The following is an 18,037-nucleotide window of genomic DNA, read 5'->3' as shown; positions in this document are numbered from 1 at the left end:
GTCAGTCGACGATCGGAATCGGATCGGAGACGCGGTTGAACTTGGAGGCCTTCGCGTCCGATTGCAAGATCAGCACGCTGCTCGGCGAGTGGCGCACCGAGGGTGAAAAACTGATCGGCGAGGCCAGGCCGTCGGTGCCGAAGTTCTTCATCGCCTCGAGCTTGTCGACCACGCAGGTCCGGGTCAGGTCCTTGCCGCAGCGGCGGATCGCGTCTTCCATCACCAGTGCGCCGACGTAGGCGGTGATGGAGTAGCGGTTCATTGTCTTGAGTTCGTCGGGGCTCAGGTATTTTTGCGCCAGCCCCATGAACTTGGCCATGCCGGGAACGCTCAGGTCGGTCAGCGGCGGCACGTAGTCGGCGACGAAGTAGCCGTCGCCAGCAGCACCGGCGAGCGCCTGCACCGGCGTCAAATGGGCCGAATGCACGGCGAGAATGGTCAACGGCATCTGGTTCTTCGCCGCCTCCTTCATGAGCATCGAATGTTCGGCGACGACGCCGCCCGACAGCAGGAAGGTCGTGCCGACTTGCTTGAGGCTCAGCACCTCGGCCGAGAAGTCCTTGGTGCCGCGCTTGAAGACAATCTCAGACACGCTGTTCAGACTCAGCGCCTTGACCGCCTTCTGGTAGCCGCAGCGCACGTCGCTGCCGAATTCGTCGTCCTGGTAGACCAGTGCGAACTTCTCCTTCTGCAGGTTCCTGGTCTTCACCATCTGCGTCATCGCGGCGCTGACTTCCTGGCAGTAGGTCGGGCCGATCACGAACACGGTCTTGTTGGGTGGCGTGAAATGGGCCGCCGCCACGGCCATCGCGTTGACGGTCGGAATCTTCTGCTCGTTGATGTACGGCAGCATGGCCTGCAGCGCGGCCGAGCCCGAGGTGCCGATCAGGCCGAAGATGTTCTCCGTTTCGTTGAGGCGCTTGACGCCCTGCAGCGCGCGCTGCGGCACGTAGCCGTCGTCATCGGGCCGGATCTCGATCTTGCGGCCGTTGATGCCGCCGCGCGCGTTCACGTCCTGCTCCCAGACCTTGAGCGCGGCCATGTGGGCCTTTCCGAGCAGACTGGGCGGCCCGCTCACCGGCGTGACCGAACCGAGCACGATCCTGGTGTCGGTCACGCCCGGTTCGGCACGCGCCGCCGCGCTGTGGCTCGCGATGCCGACGCAGGCGGCCAGCGACAGGAATGAATGAAGGAAGTTCGACTTCATGGGCGGGCCTCGAAGGCTGGTTGGGTGCTGAAGCGGCCGACTCACTTGTCGCTGAGAAAGTCCGATGCGCGCTCGAACTTGCCGGTGGCCGCGTTGGCCTTGAGCAGGATGGGTCGGGTACCGGACTGGCGGATGTTCGGGCCGAAGGTCAGTGGCGCCATCACGCCGTCGCTGGCGAAGTTCTTTGTCTGCTCCAGTTTCTGCACGAGACAGGCGCGGGTGAGGTTGCGTCCGCACGCCGTCAGCGCGGATTCGACCAACTGGGCACCGACGAACGCAGTCAGCGAATAGCGGTTCATGGTCTTCACGTCGTCGGCGCTGAGGTACTTGTAGGTCAGCGCATTCAGCTTGCCGATGCCTTGCGTCTCGGTGTCGGTGATCGGCGGCACGTAGTCGGCGACATAAAGCCCATCGGCCGCCGTGCCGGCCAGAGCCAGGACCGGACCCAAGTGCGACGGGTGCGGCGCCAGACGAACGACGTTCATCTGGTTCTTCTGGATCTCCTTGAGCATCGCCGCGGTCTCGGTGATGATGCCCCCGGTCAGCACGAAGGTCGCACCGGCCCGCTGCACCGCGAGGATCTCGGCCGAGAAGTCCTTCGCGCCGCGCTTGTACGGGATATCGATCGTGCTGGTCAGGCCGAACGACTTCAGCGCGGCGTCGTAGCCGCACTTGACGTCGGCACCGTAGTCGTCTTCCTGGTACACGATCGCGAACTTGCCACCTTGCAGCTTCTGCTGGGTGATCAGGTGTTTCATGACACCGGTGATCTCCTGGCAATAGGTGGCGCCGATGTTGAAGACCGTCTTGTGGGGCGGTGTGAAATGGGGGCTGGCGACGGCGCCGAAGTTCAGCGCCGGGATCTGCTGCTCGTCGATCGTCGGCATCATCGCGACCAGGTGCGACGACCCCGATGTGCCGACGAGGGCGAAGATCTTGTCAACGTCGATCAGCTTCTTCAGCGACTGCACCGAGCGCTGCGGCACGTAGCCGTCGTCCTCGACCCGCAGGTCGATCTTGCGCCCGTGGATGCCACCGCGCGCATTCACGTCCTTCTCCCAGACGCGCAGCGCGGTCACCACCGCCTTGCCGATCAGGCTGGGTGGCCCGCTGAGCGGGAACACGACGCCCAGCACGATGCGGTCGTCGGTGATGCCGGGGTCGGCCGCCAGCGCCCGTGTACCGAGGCAGGCGAGCAGGCCAACGCTGAGCAGCGTGCGGAAGCAACGAAGTGTCTGACGCATGGGGAGCTCCTGGGGTGGTGGTGGTGGATGGAGGCGCGGCGGGTCGCTCAGAACCGGAACGGCCAGTTGGTCCAGTAGTGCTTGATGTCGCGCCAGCGGCGGATCAGGCCGTCGGGCTCGAAACGCAGGAACAGCACGATGGCCAGGCCGTAGACGATCCCTTTGATTTCGAATGCCGCCGTCGACAGCATGCCTGAGCCCAGGGCGCCGAACAGGAGGCCAAGACCTTCGTTGAGGCCGAAGATGAAGACCGTGCCGAGCAGAGCGCCTGCGACCGAACCGAGGCCACCGACGATCAGCATCGACAGCGCCTCGATCGAGATCAGCAGGCTGAAACCGTCGACGTTGAGGTAGCGGGTGTAGAACGCCATGAGGCCGCCAGCCACGCCGGTGTAGAACGCGCTGACCATGAAGGCCAGCAGCTTGTAGCGCACCAAGTCGACGCCCATCGCCTTGGCGGCGATGTCGTGCTCGCGGATCGCCATGAAGGCGCGCCCGACCCGGCTGCGCAGCAGGTTCAGCGTGACGAAGGTGGCGCCCACCAAGGTCGCCAGCACGACGTAGTAATAGCCGCGTTCGGCGGTCAGCGCCACGCCGAACAGCGTCGGCTGCGGCACCGACAGCCCTTCGGAGCCGCCGGTCAGGGCGCCGCCGTTGAGGATGATGTGGTTGATGATGACCGCGAACGCCATTGTCGTGATCGCCAGGTACAGGCCCTTGAGTCGCAGCGACGGCACGCCGACCACGAGCCCGGCAAGCGCCGCGCAGGTGCCGCCGGCGGCGATGCAGGCCGGCATTGGCCAGCCGTAGCGGGTCGCGAAGATGCCGGCGGCATAGGCGCCGACGGCCAGAAATCCGGAGTGTCCGAGCGAGATGAGACCGGTGGTGCCGGTCAGCAGGTTCAGCCCGAGCACGCCGACCGCGGTGACCATCAGCAGCAGCACCGTCGACACGTGGTACTTGCCGAGCAACAGCGGCACCAGCGCCAGCGCCGCGACCAGGAGACACGACCAGACGATGACCGGCACCGAGTCGGTCAGCGCCAACAGCTTGCGGTAGTCTTCCTTGAAGTTTCGGCTGCGCATCAGACTCGCTCGATCTCGGCTTTGCCGAACAGGCCGTAGGGCCGAACCATCAGGACGATCAGGATCAGCACGAAGCCGGCGATCTCTTTCATGCCGCGGCCGATGTAGCCCTCGGACATGTTCTCGGCCACGCCGATCAGGATGCCGCCGAGCGCGGCGCCGAACACCGAATCGAGCCCGCCCAGGATCACCGCAGGAAAGCTGCGCAGCCCCGTCAGCCACATGCCGGGGTTGAGGTCGTAGATCACCCCGACCAGCACGCCGGCGATGGCGGCCAGCCCGGCCGACAGCGCCCAAGAGAGCGCGAAGATGCGCTTGACGTTGATGCCCATCAGCAGCGCCACGGTCTGCAGGTTCGCGGTGGCGCGCATCGCGATGCCCACCCGCGAGTAGCGGAAGAACGCCCACAGGCCGAGCACGACCACGGCCATGATGCCCAGCGCGTAGAGCTGCGCCGGGTAGACCCCTGCCGGGCCGATGCGAATCGCCTCGGTCGGCAGGCCGACGTTCAGCGGCATCGGATCGGCACCCCAGATCATCACCACGACGGAGCGGATGATCACGGCCAGGCCGATCGTCACCATCACGGTCGAGAACACCGGTTGCCCGAGCATGGGCCGGATCAGCAGCACTTCGATGAGCAGGCCGACCAGGACCGAGATCACGACCGTGACCAGCAGCAGCGGCCAGAAGCCGAACTTGAACGTGCCGGCGAGCGTGAAGGCGATGTACGCCACCAGCATCATCAGCTCGCCCTGCGCGAAGTTCACGACGCCGGTGGCGCGGTAGATCATCGCGAAGCCCATGCCGATGAAACCGTACACCAGGCCGACCGCGATGCCAGAGACCAGAAGCTGGATGAAGTAGTCCATCACGCTGTCCCGCCGCCGTAGATCATCTCGATCTCGCGCGCGAACTTCTTGCCGATGATGTTGCGCCGGACCTTCTGCGTGGCCGTCAGTTCGCCGTCGTCATGGTCGAGTTCCTTGTCGAGGATCACGAACTTGCGAACGTTCTCGACCCGTGCGAACAGCTTGTTGACGCGCTGCACCTCCACGTCGACGAGTTCGCGCACCTCGGGCAACTGCGACAGGCTCTTGTAGGTGGTGAAGGCCAGGCGCCGCTCCTGGGCCCATTTGCCGACGGTCTCGTAGTCGACTTGCACCAGCGCCGACAGGTAGTGCCGGCCGTCACCGAGCACGATGGCCTCGCGGACGTAGAGGCTGTCTTTCAGCGCATTCTCGATCTCCGAGGGCGAGATGTTCTTGCCGCCGCTGGTGATGATGATGGCCTTCTTGCGGTCGACGATCATCAGCTCGCCGTTCGGCGCCAGCGCGACCACGTCTCCGGTGTGCAGCCAGCCGTCGAGCACGGTCAGCGCGGTGGCGTTGTTGTCGTGGATGTAGCCCTTGAACACCGCCGGGTGCTTGACGATCAGCTCGCCGTCTTCGGCGATCTTCCAGTTCAGACCCTCGATGGGCGTGCCGGTGGCGCCCAATCGCTCGGCCTTGGCGTGCTGGTGGAAGATCACGCCGCCCGACTCGGTCATGCCGTAGACCTGGTACACCGGCAGGCCCAGGACGCGAAAGAACTTCAGCACTTCCGGCGAGACGCTGGCACCGCCGCAAAAGCCGCAGCGCATGCGGTCCAGGCCGGTGAACTTCTGCAGGTTGCGGAACATCAGCAGCCACAGCACGAAGAACTGCAGCCGGTCGGCCAGGGTGCGCTCGCCGCCGCGCCGCTCGACCCGCTCGAACAGACGCTGCCCGGCCGCCATGCAACGCGCGAAGGCCCAGCGCTGCAGGCGCGTGGAGTCCTGCATGCGCATCAGGATGCCTTGCTGCAGTTTCTCCCAGATGCGCGGCACGCCGAGGAACACCGTCGGCGCGATCTCGCGCAGGTTCACCGACACCGTGTCGATCGACTCGGCGTAGTTGACGACGCCGCCGGTCATCATGTGCATCACGGTCGAGAACGCGCGCTCGGCAACGTGGCACAGCGGCAGGTAGCACAGCACCTCCATCGTGTGCCGGTCGAGACCGAAATGGCGGCGCAGCTTGTCGGTGGTGACCAGCAGGTTGCGGTGCGACAGCATCGCGCCCTTGGGCGGGCCGGTCGTTCCCGAGGTATAGACCAGCATGCAGGTGTCGTCGGGTTGCGTTGCATCGATGCCGTCGTCGAAGGCGCGGGCCTGTTCCGGCGAGGCGGCGGCGTACTGGTCGCCGAGCTCGAGCACTTCTTCGAACGACATCAGCATGCCGCGCGGGTACGAGCGCAGGCCTTTCATGTCGACGGCGATGATCTTCACCACGTCAGGCACCCCGACGGCATGCTTGGCTTGCGCGTCCAGCACCTTGTCGACCTGCTCCTGGTCGCCACACACGACGAAGCGGCTGTTCGAGTGGTGCACGATGTACTGCAGCTCGGGCCAGGGATTGGTCGGGTAGATGCCGACGACGACGCCGCCGATGGCCTGGGTGCCGAGATCGGCGAACATCCACTCCGGCGAATCCTCGCTGGCGATCGCCAGGCGCTCGCCGCGCGCGAAGCCCAGTTGCAGCAGGCCCAGCGCGAAGCGGCGCGCCGTGGCGTGGTAGTGGCGCCAGGTCATCCGGTTCCAGATGCCGTAGTCCTTCTCGCGGAACGCCAGCGCATCGGGCGTCGCGTGCGCCCAGTGCCGCAGCAGCTTGGGGAAGGTGTGCTCGCCGCTGTGCAGCAGCGCGTCGTAGCCGTTCTTGGCGTCGGCAGCGCCGCCGTGTGCTGCGGCTTCGGAGGCCAGTCCGCCCGGTATCGCGGATGCCCAGCGACCGAAGCCGCTGGCCGGCGGCGCGGCGGGCCCGTGTTTTGTGGCGTCGGACACGGTGCTCATGCCGCCGCCTTCGCGCCGCCGAGATAAGCGTCGATCACGGTCGGATTGGTCGAGATGTCTGCAGGGCTGCCTTCGGCGATCTTGCGCCCGAAGTTCAGCACGCAGATGCGGTCGGAGATGTCCATCACGATGCCCATGTCGTGCTCGACCATCAGCACGGTGATGCCGAGTTCGTCGCGGATGTCGAGAATGAAGCGCGCAATGTCCTCGGTCTCTTCGGTGTTCATGCCCGAGACCATCTCGTCGAGCAGCAGCAGCTTGGGTTCGGTGGCCAGCGCGCGGCCGAGCTCGACGCGCTTTTGCATGCCATAGGAGAGGGCGCCGACGGGCTTGTCGCGGATGTCCTCGATCTCGAGGAAGTCGATGATTTCCTCGACCTTGCGCCGGTGCGCGAGCTCCTCGCGGCGCGCGCGGCCGAAGAACCAGGCGGCGTCGAAGACGTTGGTTCGCATGTGGCAGTGGCGGCCGACGAGCAGGTTCTGCACCACCGTGGCGTGCTTGAAGACCGCCAGGTTCTGGAATGTGCGCCCGATGCCCGCCGCCGACAGCCGGTGCGGCGCGATGCCGGTGATGTCGCGGCCATCGAAGTGCACCGTGCCGCCGCTCGGGCGCACGACGCTGCTGATCATGTTGAAGGTGCTGGTCTTGCCGGCGCCATTGGGGCCGATCAGCGAATAGATTTCGCCGCGCTCGACATGAAAGCTCACGCCGGCCACCGCCTCGACGCCGCCGAAGCGCTTGGACAGGTTCTCGACCCGCAGCAAGGTGTTTTCCATGCCGCCGCCTCAGGACAACCAGCGCTTGCGGCGCTTGTAATGTTTGACGTCGCGCATGTTCTTGCGCGAGCCGCCTTCGCCGAAACCGAGGTAGAACTCGCGCACGTCTTCGTTGCGCAGCATCTTCTCGGCCGGGCCGTCGAGCACGATGCGGCCGTTTTCCATGATGTAGCCGTCGTCGGCGATCGACAGCGCCATCTGCGCGTTCTGCTCGACCAGCAGGACGCTGACGCCGTCTTGCTTGCACAGCCGCGTAATGATGGCGAAGATCTCGTCGCAGATCTGCGGCGCCAGACCAAGCGTGGGTTCGTCCAGCATCAGCAGCTTTGGCGCCGACATCAATGCGCGGCCGATCGCGACCATCTGCTGCTCGCCGCCCGACAGGTAGCCCGACACCGTGTTGCGCTTGGCCGTCAGGCGCGGGAACATCGCGTAGACCCGCTCCAGGCCGGTCTTCGACTCGGCCACCGTGCGCGTGTAGCCGCCCATCAGCAGGTTTTCTTCGACCGTCAGTTGGTCGAACAGGCGCCGGCCCTCCGGCACCATCACGATGCCGGCGCGCACGATGCGATCCGGTGTCATGCCAAGCAGGGACTGCCCTTCGAACGTGAGCTGCCCGCCCTTGACTTCACCGTCTTCAGGGTAGAGCACGCCGCAGATGGCCTTCAGCGTGGTCGACTTGCCCGCGCCGTTGGCGCCGAGTAGGGCCACGATCCTTCCCTTGCCGAGCGTCAGTGAGGCTTCGCGCACGGCTTCGATCGTGTTGTCGTAGACGATCTGGATGTTGGTCAGGGTCAGCATCGTGCAGTCGGTTCCCACGAATGATGCTCAGGTGAATCGGGCGTCGGGCCGACGCGTTGGCCGGAGCACGGCTCCTCAAGCGGCGGCCCGCAGGACGGTGGCGCGCCTCACGGTTCGCTAATCTAACGATAGTTAGGTAAATGACAAAGCGGGGTAAACCCGCTTTGTGACCGGCCGCGACGCTGCCTCCCGGCAAGCTCGCAGCGGCTTCAGCCCTGAGACTTGCCGAACTTGCGGAAATCGGGCTTGCGCTTCTCCAGGAACGCGCGCACGCCTTCCCTGGATTCGTCGGTGTTGTAGTACAGGCTGAGCGCCTGCATGCCGAGACTGCCGATGCCCCGGATGTTCTCTGTCGCGGCGTTGAACGAGCGCTTTGCGATGGCGATCGCGGTCGGGCTCTTCTCGACGATCTCGCGGCCCCACTTGGCGACCTCGGCGTCGAGCTGGTCGTGCGGCACGACCACGTTGCACAGCCCCATCGCCAGCGCTTCCTGGGCGGTGTAGCGCCGGCACATGTACCAGATCTCGCGCGCTTTCTTCTCGCCGACGACCTGCGCCAGATAGGCCGTGCCCCAGCCGGGGTCGACCGAGCCGACCTTGGGGCCGACCTGGCCGAACACCGCCTTGTCGGAGGCGATCGTCATGTCGCACAACACCGCGATCACGTTGCCGCCGCCGATGGCGTAGCCCTGCACGCGCGCGATCACCGGCTTGGGCACGTCGCGGATCACGCTGTGCAGTTCCTCGATCGGCAGGCCCGCGGTGCCGCGGCCGTCGTACTGGCCGGAGTGGGCCGACTGGTCGCCGCCGGTGCAGAAGGCACGATCGCCGGTACCGCCGATCACGATGGCCGCGATGTTCTTGTCCCAGCCGGCCTTCAGCATGGCGTGCAGCATCTCCTCGACCGTCTGGCCGCGGAATGCGTTCATGACCTCGGGGCGGTTGATCGAGATGTAGGCGATCTGGTCGCGCTCCTCGTACAGGATGTCCTGGTAGCTCATGGCCTTACCCCCGTCAGCCGATCATGCTGTAGCCGCCCGAGACCGACAGCACCTGCCCGGTCACGTGGCCGGCCTTGCTCGACGCCAGGAAGGCGACGGCATTGGCGATGTCCTGCGGCCGGCCGACCTTGCGCAGCGGCAGCGACTTGGCGATCTTGTCGAACTGCTCGGGCGTGAACATGCTGTCGGCATTGCTCCACATGCTGTTGCCGCCGACCTCGTCGGTCGTGGCGGGAATGGTCACGCCGGGGCAGACCACGTTGCAGCGGATGCCGTAGCGGCCGTTTTCCTTGGCGATGGTCTTCATGAAGCTGTTGACCGCCGCCTTCACGCCGCCGTAGACGGCTTCGCGCGGCTCGCCCTGGCGGCTGGCATCCGAACTGATCGAGACAATGGCGCCGCCGTTCTGCTTGACCATCAGGTCGAGGGCGGTCTTGGTGCAGTTCAGCACGCCGACGTAGTTGATGTCGATCACCTTGCGCCAGAAGTCGGGCGTGGTCTGGGTGAAGAACATCAGGTTGTCCCAGCCGACGTTGTTGACCAGCACGTCGACACGCCCGTGCTTGTCGGTGGCGGCCTTGAACATGGCCTGGACCTGCTCGAGGTTGGTGACGTCGGTCTTGAGCACCTGAACCGATGCGGCGCCGAGCTTGGTGGCGAATTCGGCGGTCTTGTCGGCCTGCGCGGTGTCGACATCGCCGATCGTGATGTGCGCGCCTTCGCCGGCGAACGCCAGCACGATGGCACGACCGATGTTCGAGCCGCCGCCGGTGACGATGACGGATTTTTCCTTGAGTTCGAGATCCATGGGTCTTCCTCTTTCCGATGAGTGCGCTCCAGGCGCGTTGCCCGCGAGTATATCTGTCGAACGATTGTTAGGTACAGGCGGTCGTCGCCGGTTTTTGCGAAGCCTGGATCGGCTACTCGATCTTGATCCCGGCGGCCCTGATCACCTTGCCGAAGCGGTCGAGGTCGGCTCGGATCAGCGCCCCGAACTGCTCGGGCGAGCGATAGGAAACGTCCAGCCCCTGGGCCGTCAGTTGCTGCTTCACGTCGGGCATCGCCAGGATCTTGCCGATCTGCGCGGAGAGTTTCTCGACGATGTCCAGGGGCGTGCCCGCCGGCGCAAGCACGCCGAACCAGAGTTGGAAGTCGTACTCGGGCAGACCCGCTTCGGCGAAGGTGGGCACATCGGGCAGTGCCGGCAGGCGGCTCTTGCCGGTGATCGCGATCGCCTTGAGCCGGCCGGACTGAATGTGCGGAATCGACGTGACCGGCGTGTCGAAGTTGAGCTGGATCTGGCCGCCGATCAGGTCGGTCAGCGCGAGCGCGGTTCCCTTGTACGGAACATGCTGCATCTTCACGCCGGCGACACTCTTGAAGACCTCGGCGGCGAGGTGCGTCGAGCTGCCGGTGCCGACGGCGGCGAAGTTCAGCTCGTTCGGCTTGGCCTTGGCCAGCGCGATGAACTCCTTCAGGTCCCTGGCCGGCACTGAAGGGTGCAGCACCAGAACCAGTTGTGTCGTGACCATGGACGCCACCGGCGTGAAGTCCTTGATCGGGTCGTAAGGCAGGTTCGCGATCAGGTGCGGCACCGTCGCGTGGGTCGAGGCGGCCAGCGAGATCGTGTAGCCATCGGGCGGCGACCTGACCAGCGCCTCGGAGCCGATCACCGTGTTGGCGCCCGGCCGGTTGTCCACGTTGACCTGCTGGCCCCAGGCCTCGGTCAGCTTGCTGGCAACGAGCCGGGCCACGTGACTGGTGCTGCCGCCGGCAGCGTAGGGGACGATGAAACGGATCGGTCTGTTCGGATAACCCGCGGCCGTCTGGGCCTGGCTGTTCGGAATGCCGTACAGCGCCACCAACATGCAGAGAAACACGCGCTGGAGCAGCGTGGATGCTGCTCGAGGGCTGACTGCTTGATATCGCGTGACCATGTCTGTTTCCAATCGAAGTGGGAAGAGATTCCTCGGGGTCGCCCTGCGGCGACGATGAAGACGGTGCGCAAAGCCGACCGACGACCAGGCCGGCCTACAAGAACTCGGTACCGCCGTCGACCATCAGCGTCTGGCCGGTGATGAAGTGGCTGTCGGCCGAACACAGGAAGGCGATCGAGCCCACCAGGTCGCTCGGGTCCAGGTTGCGCTGGAGCGCCTGGCTGCCGGCGATCGCCTTGGTCACCTGCTCGTGCTTGGCACCGAAGTAGGTCGTCGTGCCTTCGGTCAGTACCAGCGACGGCGCCACCGAGTTGACACGGATCCAGTCGCGGCCGAGTTCGCGCGCCAGGCAGCGCGTGATGCCGATCACCGCGGCCTTGGACACGCCGTAGTCGATGGCATAGGCCATCCCGTGCACGGCCGCCAGCGACGAGATGTTGACGATGCTGCCGCCGCCGGACTTGCGCATGTGCGGCACCGCTGCCTTGCACATCTGCCAGATGCCCTTGACATTGACGTTCATCACGGCGTCCCACTGCTTCTCGTCGATCTGGTCGAAGCGCGCGCCCTTGAGGTCGGCGTACAGCGCGGCGTTGTTGACCAGCGCGTCGAGGCGGCCGAACTCCTTGACGGCCGCTTCGGCGGCGGCGTTGCAGGCGGCCATATCGGTCACGTCGAGCGCGACCGCGATCGCGCGGCCGCCGGCGCCGCGAATTGTCGCCACGGTGTCGTCGCACGGCCGGACATCGCCGCAGACGACGCCGGCGCCCTCGGCTGCAAGCCGTTCGGCGAAGGCCCGACCGAGGCCGCGCGCGGCACCGGTGACGATGACGACCTTGTCTTTCATTCTCATGCTGCGTCTCCTGCTGGGTTGAATTCGCCGATCGCTTGTGCGACCGTGCGTTGGAAGTGGGCCAGCGCCGGTTCGTTGCGCCCGTAGGTCGAATGCGTCTGCGCGCCTGACGAGAAGCCCCGCTGCATGCCCTCGCTGGCGGGGAAGTCTTCTTCGCAGACGGTGCGTATCGTCAGGTCCATGTTGCGCTGCCAGTGGCGTCGCGCGCTGTCCGAGTCGATCGGGTTGGGCACGTGGAAGTCGAGGTACATCACGCACTCGTCGACCTTGCCCGGGACCGGGTAGACGCGCCAGGTTTCGACGTGATCGACCTGCATCACGAACACGGTGTTCGGGAACAGCACGTAGACGATGGTGTGGTGCGGGATCAGGTCCCACTCGCTCTCGGGCAGGCCGCGCTGGCTCTCGAGGCTGCGCCGCGGCAGCACTTCGCGCAGGTGCAGGCCAAAGGGCTTGAACAGACACAGGTTCGGGTAGAACAGCGGCGCCACCGAATTGCGGTGCAGCACGCTGAAGTGGTAGCTCTCGAGGAACGTGTCGATGACCAGCTTCCAGTTCATCTGGCGACGGATCTCGCGCGTTTCGTAGTGGTGGTACTTGTCCAGGCCGAAGGACGCGAACTCGGCATCGAGCGCGCCGAGATGGCGCTGCGCATCGAGCTCGATGCCGTCCGGCCCGACGCTCGGCTGGACCCACAGCATGCCGTGGCGCTCGGCCATCGGCAGCGGCACCAGGCCATGCGCCTCGCGCTCGACACCGGGGAAGTTGCGCTGGTCGGGGATGCCGCGCAGCTGGCCTTCGAGGCCGTACGTCCAGCCGTGGTAGGGGCAGACGAAGTTCTTCTGCCGCCCGCAGCCTTCGGCGACCCGCGCGCCTCGATGGCGGCAGACGTTCTGGAACGCCCTTGCTCGGCCGTCGTTGCCGCGCACGACCAGGATCGGAATGCCGGTGTGGTCATCGGTGAAGTGGTCGCCGGGCTCGGGGATCTGGTTGGACAGGCCCATCAGCAACGGGTACTCGCGGAACAGCAGCGCGGACTCGCGCGCCAGCCGTTGCGGGCTGCAATAAGCGGCGACCGGATTGAAGAACACCGACTCGGCGAGATCGGTGGTGCCGGCGTCGACGTGGGCAAAGGCCTGGCGTATCAGTGCGACTTGTTGCTCGTGGTCCATGGATGGCGATTCGCTCGAATTGGGGGTTGGTGTGTCGAGACTAGGGTGGCTCAACTTGTCGACAGGCGTGCCCGCGCCGTCGCGCGCGGTGTCGATCGCGTCCGGCGTGCGCCGCATGACGCGCAGCAGATGTCGGACGCGATCGTTCCTGAACAGCTCGTCTCGTCCTTGATGGCCACGGTGCACTCAGCGGGTTGACCGCAGACGCCGACTCGGCACTGTGCCGCCTTGGAGCTTGGCTGCGACCATGCCGCTGGCCAGGCCTGCCAGGCGCGCGCCGATCTCCTCCGGCGCGAGACGACCGCCCTCGCTGTACCAGCGGTGCACCCAGCTGAGCATGCCGGTGATCGCCAGCGCAGCCAAGCCCTCGTCCTCGATTGCGAAGCTGCCGTCGGCCACGCCGCGCGCGATCAGCTGTCGCAATGCGCCGTCGAAGCGGCTGCGCACGGCGTTGATTTCGGCCAGCTTGTCGGGCGCGACGTAGGGCTCGCGTTGCAGAAATTCGCGCGTCGAGCTGGTCTGCGAGATATTGACCGCCGTGAAATCCTCGACGAAGCGGCGCAGCTGCGCGCCGCAATCGCCGCCGGCGCGGGTGGCGTTGTCGAGCGTGTCGATGCACCTCAAAACGGTATCGCGATAGGCCTCGATCTCGGCCCCGTTCGCCTGGATCAGGCTGGCCCAGTTGCCTTCGAGGTACAGCAGCGGCCTTTCGGTCGGGTTCAGCCGGATCGATTGCACGGCCCCGATCAACAGGTCGTGCGTGCCGGTCTCGACCACGTTCTCGACCCGGCAGTCGAAACACGTCAGACATTGCGCCAGCACCGGCGCGCCGGTGACGAGTTCGGTCCAGTCCGCGCCTTCGAAGCGCGCTTCGCCTTTGAGGGCCTCGGCACCGGCGAAGCGCCCGGCAATCGCCGCCTGGTCGTAGCGCAGCACATTGGCCGCGAACACACCGCTCTCGCGCAGCATCGGGTAGGCACTCGCGCCCCGGTTGACGGCCACGGCGATGCGCGGCGGCTCGGCCGTCAGTGACATCACGGCAGTGGCGGTCAGGCCGTTGCGCGAACCCGCGCTGCGCGTCGTGATCACCAGCACCGCGGCGGCGACCTGGCGCATCGCCTGCCGGTAGGCCTCGGCGCTGACGTCACACGCCAGCGCCGGGTCGTGATCGCGCGGGCGGTTCATGCTGCCACGCGCGCTCCGTCGGTCGCCGTCGCAGCGCGGTCGCTGCCGGGCTTCTCACGCTGCGGCAGCACCTCGTCGGCAAAGGGCTGCAGGTTGCGCGCGGCCATCTCGCAGGGCATGCCACCGACCAGGTTCTGGAAGAAGACGCTCATTCCGACGTGCATGGTGTGCCTCTGGAGGGTGGGCCGATCGGTCTTCGCCTCGCCCCGAAACCACCGCGTTGGAAGGTGATTGGCACCAAATGGCTTGTAACCTGTCAAATGGTAGGCAGGTGCGCGCGGCGTGTCAATTCGGCCTTTTGCCGAGTTGCTTCACTGACTGGCGCGTCGCGAAGGTCACGATGGCCACGGTGTTCCGACAGCGAAGTCTGCGTCAGACGCGCTCGAAGATCGCCGCGATGCCCTGGCCGCCGCCGATGCACATCGTCACCAGCGCGTAGCGCCCCTGGATGCGCTGCAACTCGTACAGGGCCTTGGTGGTGATGATGGCGCCGGTCGCACCGACCGGATGGCCCAGCGAGATGCCGGAGCCATTCGGGTTGACCTTGGCCGGGTCGAGTTCGAGCGCGCGCGTCACGGCACACGCCTGTGCCGCGAACGCTTCGTTCGACTCCACGACGTCGAGATCCCGGGTGGTGAGACCGGCGCGCTGCAACGCCAGGCGCGAGGCCGGCACCGGACCCAGCCCCATCAGCTTCGGGTCGACGCCGGCGTGGGCGTAAGCCACCAAGCGCGCGATCGGCTTGAGCCCGCGGGACTTGACTGCCTCGGCCGTGGCCAGCACCACCGCCGCCGCCGCATCGTTCAACCCGGAGGCGTTGCCGGCGGTGACCGAGCCGTCCTTCTTGAACGCGGGCTTCATCTTCGCCAGTTGCTCCAGCGTCACGTCGGCGCGGACGTGCTCGTCGGTGTCGAATGCAACCGTGCCTTTGCGCGTGGCGATCTCGACCGGCACGATCTGGGCCTTGAAGCGGCCTTCGGCGATCGCACGTGCAGCGCGTTGCTGGCTTTCGAGGGCCAGCGCGTCCTGCATTTCGCGCGTGATGCCGGCACTCGCCGCAACGTTCTCGGCAGTGATGCCCATGTGGATCGCGTGGAACGGGTCGTGCAGGACGCCGAGCATGTAGTCGGTGGCGTGTGTGTCGCCCATGCGCGCGCCCCAGCGCGCCGCCGGCAGCAGGTAGGGGCCACGACTCATCGACTCGGCACCGCCGCCTATCGCGATCTCGGCGTCGCCCAGCAGCAGCGTCTGTGCCGCCGAGACGATGGCCTGCAGGCCGGACCCGCACAGCCGGTTGACGTTGAAGGCGGGCGTCTCCTGCGGTATGCCGGCCTCGATGGCGGCGACGCGCGCGAGGTACGCGTCGCGCGGTTCAGTCGGGATGACGTTGCCCATCACGACATGGCCGACGTCGGCCGCTCCCGCACCGCTGCGTTCGAGCGCCTCACGCACCGCGATGGTTGCGAGTTGCGACAGCGGCACGTCCTTGAGCGTGCCGCCGAAGCTGCCGATGGCGGTGCGCGCGGCACCCACGATGTAGATTTCTCGAGCAGTCATGTTGTTCTCCGGTGAATGAATGTTGGCATGCGCCCATGCGATGGGCGGACTATGTGCGATGGCCGGCGGCTTGTTCGGCCTGCAGGAACATCGCGATCAGGTCGGCGTCGGCGCTGCGCGAGACAGTCTCGCGACAGTAGTCCCAGTGCTGCGGCGTGATGGCCGCACTCGCCCGCACCGCCGTCGACAGCCGCATGATCGCGAGGCGTGTATGGCCGCACTCGACGCTGCGCGTCAGCAGGGACAGGGCGGAATCCCGGGCGCGTGCCACCGCATCGACGCAGGCGTTCGGACGGCCACCGGCTGCGACCTGGCGCTTCATCTGTCGAATCGGGGGTCTGGGCATGTTGCGCGCGTGGTTGCAAGTGGCAAGTGATCACAATTAGCCGCGGCGCTTCAGACCTGCGCCGACGCCAGCACCCCGGCCTGCGTCAGCCGTGCCACGTCGGCATCACCCAGCCCGAGGTGGCGCTTCAGCACCTCGGCGTTGTGCTCGCCCAGCAGCGGGGCCGGCTTGCCGGTGTGGTGCGCAAAGCCCTGCGCGCGGATCGGCTGGCCGGCGATGGTGACCTCGCCGAGGATCGGGTCGGCCACGGTGCGCACCGTGCCCCGCCCCGCCAGTTGCGGGTGCTTGACGGCCTGCTCGACCGACAGCACCGGCGCGGCCGGCAGGCGAAAGCCAGCGCAGTGCGTCACCACCGCGTCGACGCCTTCGAACCCGGCCATCCAGGTTTCGATGATCGCCACCAGCTCGGCAAGGTGCGCGACGCGGTCCTCGTTGGTCTTGAAGCGAGGGTCGGTCGCCAAGCCGGGCTGGCCCATGGCCTCGCACAGCTTGGGCCACATCGGGCCCGGGATGACAAGGTTCACGTAGCCATCGCGCGCCTTGTAGTAGCCCACGGGCGCGTAGGCGGTCGATTGCGAGCCGCTGCGGCTCGGCTTGATGCTGCCGGCGCTGAGCGTGTGCATCTCGACGTTGGCCTCGTGGCTGCGAAACAGGAAGTCGAGCAGCGACACCTCGACCCGCGTGCCCTCGCCGCCGCGTTCACGGTGGTACAGCGCGGCGCAGACGGCGGCCAGCGCGCTCATGCCGGTGCCGAGGTCGCCGACCGCGACGCCGATCAGCGCGGGCGCGCGGTCGGGGTCGCCGGCCATGCTGGCCACGCCCGAATAGGCCTGGCCCGTGAAGTCGAAGCCCGGCATCTTCGCGAGCGGCCCGTCCTGCCCCAACGCCGACACCGAGGCCATCACCAGGCGAGGGTTCAGCGCATGCACCGCGTCCCAGCCGAAGCCGAGTTTCTCGATCACGCCGGGCGAGAAGTTCTCGACCAGCACATCGGCGCGCTGCAGCAGCCGGTTCACCAGCGCCTTGCCTTCGGCGTGGCGCAGGTCCACGCACAGGCTTTCCTTCGCGGTGTTCTGCTGCACGAAGTAACCGCTGCGCCCGTCGCGCTGCAGCGGCAGGTAGCGGCCCGGGTCGCCAGTGGGTGCCGATTCGACCTTGATGACCTCGGCGCCGAGTTCGGCCATCGCCTGGCTGACCGAAGGTCCGGCCAGGAACTGGGTGAAGTCGACGACGACGACGCCGCTCAACAAATGCTTGCGCTGCATGAAGGACTCCAGTGGGTCAGCCGAGGTGCCGGCCGAAAAAACGCAGCGTGCGGTCCCAGGCCATCTGCGCCCAAGCGGCGTCGTACTGGCTGATCGGGATGCGGCCGCGCCCGACCGCCGTCTCGTTGGCGAAGGCGTGGTAGGCGAGGTAGCGGTGGCCGGTGTAGTCGAGCTTCGCGGCGCGGAACTTCTCCTCCAGCACATCGACCGTGGCGATCGCGAACGCGGCGTCCTGCGTTGCCCAGTGCCCCATCAGCGGCGCGCGGATCTTGCCGGCATCGAGGTGCTCTGGCGAAGGGAAACCGTACCACGCGACGCCGGCATCGACCTCGGGGACGTTGGCGAGCGCCATCAGGGTCAGCACGCCGCCCATGCAGAAGCCCGTGACACCCACCTTCGGGCAGCGCGCCTTCAGGAACTGCACCGCGCCACGCACATCCTGGGTGGCGGCTTCGCCGAACTTCAAGCTGCTCATCAGGTGGTGCGCCTCTTCGGCCTCGACCGTCGACTTGCCGCGGTACAGGTCGGGCACCAGCGCGACATACCCGGCCGCAGCCAGGCGGTCGGCGACACCGCGGATCTGATCGTTCAGACCCCACCATTCCTGGATCACGACCAGGCCCGGGCCGCTGCCGCCCTCGGGTTCGGCCAGGTAGGCGTTCACGGTTTGCCCATCGGGGCGGGGGTAGGAAATCATCGATGCCATGTGCTGTCTCCGTTCGTTCGAATGGGCGCGAAA

At 66.6% G+C, this 18,037-nt stretch carries 18 protein-coding genes; all 18 read right to left on the bottom strand.

The genetic code is table 11. The features are described from left to right. Nucleotide 1: 1 nt before the first annotated feature. Nucleotides 2-1,207, bottom strand: a complete 1,206-nt coding sequence (locus ACWH49_RS00270) for an ABC transporter substrate-binding protein (RefSeq protein WP_448169610.1) — start codon at nucleotides 1,205-1,207, stop codon at nucleotides 2-4. Between the two features lie 41 nt (nucleotides 1,208-1,248). Then, a complete protein-coding gene (locus ACWH49_RS00265; protein WP_448169609.1) occupies nucleotides 1,249-2,451 on the bottom strand; it encodes an ABC transporter substrate-binding protein in 1,203 nt (400 codons plus the stop codon). A 47-nt stretch (nucleotides 2,452-2,498) separates the two neighbouring features. Next, nucleotides 2,499-3,536 (bottom strand): branched-chain amino acid ABC transporter permease, encoded by a 1,038-nt coding sequence (locus ACWH49_RS00260; protein ID WP_448169608.1) that lies wholly within the window; start codon nucleotides 3,534-3,536, stop codon nucleotides 2,499-2,501. Next, nucleotides 3,536-4,408 carry a branched-chain amino acid ABC transporter permease gene (locus ACWH49_RS00255; RefSeq protein WP_448169607.1) on the bottom strand — a complete coding sequence of 291 codons (873 nt, stop codon included), beginning with the start codon at nucleotides 4,406-4,408 and terminating at the stop codon, nucleotides 3,536-3,538. Before ACWH49_RS00255 ends, ACWH49_RS00260 begins: the two co-directional genes overlap by 1 nt. Beyond that, nucleotides 4,408-6,405 (bottom strand): AMP-dependent synthetase/ligase, encoded by a 1,998-nt coding sequence (locus ACWH49_RS00250; RefSeq protein ID WP_448169606.1) that lies wholly within the window; start codon nucleotides 6,403-6,405, stop codon nucleotides 4,408-4,410. Before ACWH49_RS00250 ends, ACWH49_RS00255 begins: the two co-directional genes overlap by 1 nt. Further along, nucleotides 6,402-7,181 carry an ABC transporter ATP-binding protein gene (locus tag ACWH49_RS00245; RefSeq protein WP_448169605.1) on the bottom strand — a complete coding sequence of 260 codons (780 nt, stop codon included), beginning with the start codon at nucleotides 7,179-7,181 and terminating at the stop codon, nucleotides 6,402-6,404. Before ACWH49_RS00245 ends, ACWH49_RS00250 begins: the two co-directional genes overlap by 4 nt. Nucleotides 7,182-7,190: 9 nt before the next feature. Beyond that, nucleotides 7,191-7,982 carry an ABC transporter ATP-binding protein gene (locus tag ACWH49_RS00240; protein WP_448174277.1) on the bottom strand — a complete coding sequence of 264 codons (792 nt, stop codon included), beginning with the start codon at nucleotides 7,980-7,982 and terminating at the stop codon, nucleotides 7,191-7,193. A gap of 209 nt (nucleotides 7,983-8,191) precedes the next feature. Then, nucleotides 8,192-8,983 (bottom strand): 2-ketocyclohexanecarboxyl-CoA hydrolase, encoded by a 792-nt coding sequence (badI, locus tag ACWH49_RS00235; protein WP_448169604.1) that lies wholly within the window; start codon nucleotides 8,981-8,983, stop codon nucleotides 8,192-8,194. Between the two features lie 13 nt (nucleotides 8,984-8,996). Next, nucleotides 8,997-9,791 (bottom strand): SDR family NAD(P)-dependent oxidoreductase, encoded by a 795-nt coding sequence (locus ACWH49_RS00230; protein WP_448169603.1) that lies wholly within the window; start codon nucleotides 9,789-9,791, stop codon nucleotides 8,997-8,999. 112 nt (nucleotides 9,792-9,903) lie between these two features. Further along, entirely contained in the window at nucleotides 9,904-10,851 is a 948-nt protein-coding gene (locus ACWH49_RS00225; RefSeq protein ID WP_448169602.1) for a Bug family tripartite tricarboxylate transporter substrate binding protein, read from the bottom strand. A 163-nt stretch (nucleotides 10,852-11,014) separates the two neighbouring features. Continuing rightward, the gene (locus tag ACWH49_RS00220) at nucleotides 11,015-11,773 is read right to left on the bottom strand and encodes an SDR family NAD(P)-dependent oxidoreductase (protein WP_448169601.1); all 759 of its coding nucleotides are present in this window, start codon (nucleotides 11,771-11,773) and stop codon (nucleotides 11,015-11,017) included. Then, complete coding sequence (locus tag ACWH49_RS00215; protein WP_448169600.1) at nucleotides 11,770-12,945, bottom strand: aromatic ring-hydroxylating oxygenase subunit alpha; 1,176 nt, start codon at nucleotides 12,943-12,945, stop codon at nucleotides 11,770-11,772. The genes ACWH49_RS00220 and ACWH49_RS00215 overlap by 4 nt, the downstream gene beginning before the upstream one ends. Nucleotides 12,946-13,131: 186 nt before the next feature. Further along, entirely contained in the window at nucleotides 13,132-14,130 is a 999-nt protein-coding gene (locus ACWH49_RS00210) for a flavin reductase (protein WP_448169599.1), read from the bottom strand. After that, on the bottom strand, nucleotides 14,127-14,294 hold the full coding sequence (locus tag ACWH49_RS00205; RefSeq protein WP_448169598.1) for a hypothetical protein: 168 nt from the start codon (nucleotides 14,292-14,294) through the stop codon (nucleotides 14,127-14,129). The genes ACWH49_RS00210 and ACWH49_RS00205 overlap by 4 nt, the downstream gene beginning before the upstream one ends. A 208-nt stretch (nucleotides 14,295-14,502) precedes the next feature. Beyond that, the gene (locus tag ACWH49_RS00200) at nucleotides 14,503-15,687 is read right to left on the bottom strand and encodes an acetyl-CoA C-acyltransferase family protein (RefSeq protein WP_448169597.1); all 1,185 of its coding nucleotides are present in this window, start codon (nucleotides 15,685-15,687) and stop codon (nucleotides 14,503-14,505) included. A gap of 49 nt (nucleotides 15,688-15,736) precedes the next feature. Next, the gene (locus ACWH49_RS00195; protein ID WP_448169596.1) at nucleotides 15,737-16,009 is read right to left on the bottom strand and encodes a hypothetical protein; all 273 of its coding nucleotides are present in this window, start codon (nucleotides 16,007-16,009) and stop codon (nucleotides 15,737-15,739) included. A 74-nt stretch (nucleotides 16,010-16,083) separates the two neighbouring features. Then, a complete protein-coding gene (locus ACWH49_RS00190) occupies nucleotides 16,084-17,298 on the bottom strand; it encodes a CaiB/BaiF CoA transferase family protein (RefSeq protein ID WP_448169595.1) in 1,215 nt (404 codons plus the stop codon). Between the two features lie 16 nt (nucleotides 17,299-17,314). Continuing rightward, nucleotides 17,315-18,004, bottom strand: a complete 690-nt coding sequence (locus ACWH49_RS00185) for a dienelactone hydrolase family protein (protein ID WP_448169594.1) — start codon at nucleotides 18,002-18,004, stop codon at nucleotides 17,315-17,317. Nucleotides 18,005-18,037: the final 33 nt, after the last annotated feature.

This window comes from Rhizobacter fulvus (assembly GCF_964020785.1).
This window is presented reverse-complemented; position numbering and strand designations above follow the sequence as displayed.